Source organism: Cyanobacteria bacterium GSL.Bin1 (assembly GCA_009909085.1).
Lineage (GTDB): Bacteria > Cyanobacteriota > Cyanobacteriia > Cyanobacteriales > Rubidibacteraceae > Halothece.
In genome coordinates this window covers 1-4,456 of the sequence record JAAANX010000122.1, presented here as the reverse complement: position 1 = coordinate 4,456, position 4,456 = coordinate 1, and the positions used below count along the sequence as shown (strand labels likewise).

Here is a 4,456-nt window from a genome sequence, read left to right as displayed (position 1 = left end):
GATGGCTCTCAAGCCTCATAAATCCCTAGATTTTCACAGAGGTCTCAAGGCTGTATCTACCCTCCAGTCTGCCTTATAGCTTTGTTGTCATCCCTTAAGTCTTTGATCAAACTTTGAGAGCCGAATGAAATCGCAACCCCAAGAATACTTGCCCCAGCCAATAACGGCACAATATTCACCCCTAAGACTAATAAAGCAGTCAAGAAAGTAACAGTGATAATCACAAAAGCACTAGCTCCTTTCACTGCACCAGAGAAAGTTTGCAACCGTTGAACTGTTCGTACTGAAGCTGTAGCAGGCAGAAAACGGCCGCGACTGAGAGCAGCAATCAACCAATCAATACTCACAAAACTAACTCGCAGGATGATATATGCAATTAGTCCCACTAACAAAAGTCTTAAAAATTTGACACTTAACCCTGAAAGTACAATTGACTGCATCCATCGCGTTTGCGGAAATAGACTGACGATCAGGGTTAACCCTCCTCCCCAAAAGCCAATTTGCGCCAGTTGCAGCAATCTTTGCCGGACTTCGTACCAAAATTTAAGCTGCTGTTGTTGAGCAATCTTTTGTTGTTCTTCTGTAATTTCAGCGTTGTCTTCTTCGGTTTCTATCTGTCCTGACCAGGAGACACTTTCAGTGTCGTCATTGGGGGAAGAATCGACTTCTAGTTCTTTGAGCAATGCTTCGTGGCGGGATTTTATGTAACGCTGCCGATCAAAAATAGCGAAGCTAAGCAAAAAGACGGATACCAGAATTCCCGTAGCCCTAAGCACCTGTTGCCTCAGAAACGCCGGTTGGCGCTCTTGCTCAAAGGCAATCAAGGTTTCTCGAATGATCTCAACGAGGTTCTGAGCATGGGTGATAGGATCAAGTCCGTACAAACGAGCATCAGCACTGGTAACCGTCATTAAATAGTGATCGTTGATAGAGATAATTGGCAGTTGAGTCGCAGTGTCGATTTGATAAGTAACGTTTAAAGTCTCGCGATCAAGATTTGTTTTTGCACTCTCTAGCAGTTGACTTCTAATCGCTTGTACCCGTTGCTGAATTGGTGAAACAGACAGCGCTTCCTGTTGCTCTGTACTGAGTGCAGGTGCGGCTAAAGCGAAAATTTGACGGCCGTCTAAGTGAATATTGCCGACGGCAAAATCGGTGTTATGGTTAACAGAATAGGGAGTATTAACTAAGCGCTCGGGCTTAGGCTCGGGCAATTGACTTAATGCAGCTGGGGCCGAGAAGAAACTAACCGTTAATAGAAGTGCTCCAATGGCCAAAGCGACTCTGCGGGCTAAGATAGTACTTTGGCGAGAACTTAACTTAAGCCAATTCAAATCGGACATTCTGTTCGCGATCTCCGTAGTGAGTAGGCGCAAATCTTTCCAAAGATTGATTTGACATTAATTTCTTAAATCTTAAATAAATTTAAAAGCAGTTATGGTTATTTTAGATTAGATGTCATACTACAAAATAGTTGACTTCTCTCAAGAATAGAACGATGGAAATTCATAAGCCGAATGCTCAACCCCTATCTTCTGAAGAAATCGCCCATCTTGAAAAACTGAAGTCTGTCGCTGAAAAAGCAATCGAAGACGGCAAATTTTCTCAATACGAAACGGAACAAATTAAGTCTCTCCTCTGGGCGGATGGCAAGGTCACTTCTGATGAGTTGAAGACGTTACATCAAACCATTAAGTCTGTCATGGGCGATGAAGCCCCTCAGATAGAATGGGAGCCTCATCGTCGTTAATTAATCGCCAAATCCTTTAGCCCAATTGGCTGCATAATTGAGCTGATCTCTCATACGTTGCTTCTCAATACTGAGATCGATATCCTGTTGCTGCTGCTCGTTGCTTCCCTTGCCGCGATCGCGCTCAAAAGACTAAAATTTCCCTATACCGTCAGCTTAGTTGTCATTGGGATTGTCCTGAGCTTTCTTGCCCAATAGACCGAAGACTTGGAGAAATGGGCAAAAGAAGGCGTAATTCGGGACAATCTAGCTAACCAAATTCTGCAATCAATAAATCAAGCATCAATCGTTTTTTGCTGCCCATTCTCTTCCTCAGCTACCTTTAACGGGAAGACCCCTTGAGTGGCCCATTTTGTAATATCAAAGGTCGTCCCCGTGAATTTAATCAGTTTTCCCGAGCGATCAAAAATGGGACCCCCGCGAGCGTTAATATAGCGAATCTCTCCATCATTGGCTCGAATGATCCGCAAGTTGGCTTCAAATGCTTTTCCTTTAAGGCTGGGAACGCGGATGTTTTGCCAATAGTTCTCGACATCGTCAGGATGAATAAAGGTTAAGGTTTCTTCAAGATTATCAGGATTCGGCGGGGTTTCACTGGGATCAAGACCGTGAATGAGAAAGAGTTCTTCTGTCCAATAGAGAGTGCGAGTTTCACAATCCCATTCCCAAGACCCAATTTGGGCGACTTTCTGAGCATCCCGTAACATCCGCTCGGAACGACGCAGTTCGCTCTCAATTGCTCTGCGTTCCTCAATTTCTCGTTGGAGATGGGCATTGGCAGCCATCAATTCTTGCCAAAGATTAGCTGTAATGGCATCCGTCATTGGTTCTGGAGTCGCATTGCCCTTGTTAGACGGTTGTGTCTCCGGGTCATATTTGGAATTAAGACAATATCCCTGACCGTAGCGGGTTTGAATTAAATCTTGCACTCCTGCCGCTTCCAGCTTACGACGGATGCTGCGGATATGACTTTTAATTGTCGCGTTGGTGGGGAGTTGATCATCTAGAGTCCATAGGCGATCGCCAATTTCATGACACGGGAACCGCTGCCGAGGATGACTCAGAAATAATTTGAGCAGTCGGTATTCCTTGCGGTTCAGCTTTAAGCGTTGACCGTTGCACATGACGTCTCGGTTAGCAGGATTAAGAGAGACGGGACCCCAATCAAGGCAAGAACTCGCCCGGTGTTTGCCACGTCTGGCTAAGGCATGAATTTGGGCGAACAGAGCCGCTTCTGGAAAAGGGTGACTTAAACAGGCATCAGCCCCACTCTTTAAGCCTTTGATGCAAGACTCCCAACCGGCAGCTTCTAGTAGCAGCAAAATCAGGACAGGGTTGCCCACTTCGCGCAGGCGACGACATAGCTCAATCCCATCTAGTTTCGGCAAGACTGAGTCGAGCAACACTAAGTCATAGAAAAAGGCTTGTAATAAATCCCAAGCCTCCTCGCCATCAACAGCTGAGTCAACAACGAAGTGATGACGGGATAGGTGCTGCTGTAGGTTTTTCTGCAAGATTTGTTTCGAGGAAACTAAGAGAATTTTCATGACCTTATTGCAGAATGACCGATAAGGCTTAGGATTGAACTCTTTTCAGATTATTCTGGGCAAATAATGATGTCAAAGAAAAACTTTTTTTACTGGGTTACTTAGATTTTATCTTAAAGAATTAGAGACGAAATGATGAAGAGTTTATTTTATTCAAAAAATAATAAAAAAGGTTCAAAATAAACCAATTTTTTTTCTTATATTACACAAACTTTTTACCTTTTGCTGTGATATTAAAAATATATTTAAGTGCATCCACTATAGAAGACAACAGTATATTTGTGATCGCAATGACATGATTGCCCAACCTAAGATAAAAATGACAAGTTTGAACTCCCTGAAATAGCTATGAGGCTGATATTCGGAACAACAACTAATCCAAATTGGATTGGTATCAGTTGGTCCAAATTGTGAATAGCCTTTTTGATGCAGGGATGCTGCCAAAACTGCTATTAATCCTGTAATCGGCGTGTCAATTAAATCACGAGGACGAACAATCATGGTTGAAGGTAGGCAAAGCAATCTCGAATCGACAGCAAAAAGCGTCGAAGACGACCGCACAGGGCTGAGCATTCCGACTTTGCGCCGCGCCCTCGCCGATAACCTGTTTTATATTCAGGGAAAGTTTCCACGCATTGCCACACCAAACGACTACTATATGGCGTTAGCTTATACCGTGCGTGATGGGATCCTGCAGCGTTGGCTGAGTACCATCCGCACCTACTTAGACCAGAACCTCAAAGTCGTCAGTTACCTATCAGCCGAATTGTTACTCGGTCCTCATCTGGGAAATCAGCTCATTAACCTTGGCTTTATCGGCGACTATAACGTCACCCATAGTCAGCCCGTCTATCCCGCCGCGGATCTCTCCGAGCAAATTTCTACCGCCGAGAAAGAAGTCTCCGGAACCGGGAATATGAAGTTTTCCTTGAATGGCGCTCTGACCATTAGCACACGCCACCGGTCAAAGTGGAGTTAGATGCCTACGCGCAAACCCAAGCCAGTCTCTCGGTCTAAAACTTAATCCTCAATTAGATCATCTATTATGACTGCTCAAACGTCTCCGGCAACTCTTTCCCCAACCCCCCTCTCCCCAGAAGACCTGCAAAAAATCCATGCTTACTGGCGAGCGTGTAACTATCTCGCGATCGGGATGATT

General features: G+C 44.6%; 5 protein-coding genes. 3 read left to right on the top strand and 2 right to left on the bottom strand.

What is annotated here, in order from left to right; genetic code table 11:
- Window positions 1–56 precede the first annotated feature (56 nt).
- Window positions 57–1,343, bottom strand: coding sequence for a mechanosensitive ion channel (locus GVY04_15795; GenBank protein ID NBD17537.1), 1,287 nt, complete (start codon window positions 1,341–1,343; stop codon window positions 57–59).
- 155 nt (window positions 1,344–1,498) lie between these two features.
- Here GVY04_15795 and GVY04_15790 point away from each other — a divergent pair, with 155 nt between their 5' ends.
- Both GVY04_15790 and GVY04_15785 read left to right on the top strand, forming a co-directional pair.
- Window positions 1,499–1,750 carry a hypothetical protein gene (locus GVY04_15790; GenBank protein ID NBD17536.1) on the top strand — a complete coding sequence of 84 codons (252 nt, stop codon included), beginning with the start codon at window positions 1,499–1,501 and terminating at the stop codon, window positions 1,748–1,750.
- 57 nt (window positions 1,751–1,807) lie between these two features.
- Window positions 1,808–1,948, top strand: a complete 141-nt coding sequence (locus tag GVY04_15785) for a hypothetical protein (protein NBD17535.1) — start codon at window positions 1,808–1,810, stop codon at window positions 1,946–1,948.
- Window positions 1,949–2,025: 77 nt separating this feature from the next.
- Here GVY04_15785 and GVY04_15780 read toward each other — a convergent pair whose 3' ends face one another.
- Window positions 2,026–3,297, bottom strand: coding sequence for a response regulator (locus GVY04_15780; GenBank protein NBD17534.1), 1,272 nt, complete (start codon window positions 3,295–3,297; stop codon window positions 2,026–2,028).
- Between the two features lie 499 nt (window positions 3,298–3,796).
- Between GVY04_15780 and GVY04_15775 the strand changes: the two genes are divergently transcribed.
- On the top strand, window positions 3,797–4,276 hold the full coding sequence (locus tag GVY04_15775) for a hypothetical protein (GenBank protein ID NBD17533.1): 480 nt from the start codon (window positions 3,797–3,799) through the stop codon (window positions 4,274–4,276).
- Window positions 4,277–4,456: the final 180 nt, after the last annotated feature.

Bases quoted from the DNA above. Each gene is read 5' to 3' on its own strand.
- GVY04_15775 (NBD17533.1), top strand. From the start codon at position 3,797: ATGGTTGAAGGTAGGCAAAGCAATCTCGAATCGACAGCAAAAAGCGTC.
- GVY04_15790 (NBD17536.1), top strand. From the start codon at position 1,499: ATGGAAATTCATAAGCCGAATGCTCAACCCCTATCTTCTGAAGAAATC.
- GVY04_15795 (NBD17537.1), bottom strand. From the start codon at position 1,343: ATGTCCGATTTGAATTGGCTTAAGTTAAGTTCTCGCCAAAGTACTATC.
- GVY04_15780 (NBD17534.1), bottom strand. From the start codon at position 3,297: ATGAAAATTCTCTTAGTTTCCTCGAAACAAATCTTGCAGAAAAACCTA.